Annotated in this window: 1 rRNA gene; it reads left to right on the top strand. The window is 52.6% G+C overall.

The window, feature by feature from the left end:
- Positions 1 to 85 precede the first annotated feature (85 nt).
- A 23S ribosomal RNA gene (locus tag PVA01S_RS26320) occupies positions 86 to 1,288 on the top strand; the annotation flags it as partial.

Below are 1,288 nucleotides of genomic sequence, written 5' to 3'. Positions count from 1 at the left end.
TTGTTCCTTGAAAACTGGATAAACGAAACAAAGCAACAATGCTGAATCAAAATCCGGTGCGACTTCGGTCGTACAAGTGATAGCTGGATAAGCTATAAAGAGCACACGGAGGATGCCTAGGCACCAGGAGCCGAAGAAGGACGTGGCGAACAACGATAACGCCTCGGGGAGCCGTAAGCAGGCATTGATCCGGGGATGTCCGAATGGGGGAACCCGCGTGAGGTAATACTCACGTACCATGCAGTGAATACATAGCTGCATAGGAGGCATACGAGGGGAACTGAAACATCTAAGTACCCTCAGGAAAAGAAAACAAAAGTGATTCCGTCAGTAGCGGCGAGCGAAAGCGGATTAGCCCAAACCAAGGAGCTTGCTCCTTGGGGTTGTAGGACGCCGTCATGGGTGCAGCAGGTTAGGCGAACAGGTCTGGAAAGGCCGGCCATAGAGGGTAAAAGCCCCGTAACCAAAAGTCTGCGAACACCCTAGGCGTATCCTGAGTAGGGCGGGACACGTGAAACCCCGTCTGAATCCGGCAGGACCATCTGCCAAGGCTAAATACTCCCTGGTGACCGATAGTGAAGCAGTACCGTGAGGGAAAGGTGAAAAGAACCGCGGGAGCGGAGTGAAAAAGAACCTGAAACCGTGTGCTTACAAGAAGTCAGAGCCCGTTCATGGGTGATGGCGTGCCTTTTGTAGAATGAACCGGCGAGTTACGTTTGCAAGCAAGGTTAAGGTGAGAAGCCGTAGCCGCAGCGAAAGCGAGTCTGAATAGGGCGAAATAGTTTGTAGGCGTAGACCCGAAACCGTGTGATCTACCCCTGTCCAGGGTGAAGGTGCGGTAACACGCACTGGAGGCCCGAACCCACGAATGTTGAAAAATTCGGGGATGAGGTGGGGGTAGCGGAGAAATTCCAATCGAACTCGGAGATAGCTGGTTCTCCCCGAAATAGCTTTAGGGCTAGCCTCGGGAGATGCGTCGTGGAGGTAAAGCACTGATTGGGTGCGGGGCCCGCCAAGGGTTACCAAGTCCAGTCAAACTCTGAATGCCACAGACGTTATCCCGGGAGTCAGACAGTGAGTGCTAAGATCCATTGTCAAGAGGGAAACAGCCCAGATCATCAGCTAAGGTCCCCAAGTGTGTGTTAAGTGGGAAAGGATGTGGAGTTGCACAGACAACCAGGATGTTGGCTTAGAAGCAGCCACCATTGAAAGAGTGCGTAATAGCTCACTGGTCGAGTGACTCTGCGCCGAAAATGTAACGGGGCTAAACACACCACCGAAGCTATGA

It is taken from the genome of Paenibacillus validus NBRC 15382 (assembly GCF_004000985.1).
Taxonomy (GTDB): domain Bacteria; phylum Bacillota; class Bacilli; order Paenibacillales; family NBRC-103111; genus Paenibacillus_G; species Paenibacillus_G validus.
This window is presented reverse-complemented; position numbering and strand designations above follow the sequence as displayed.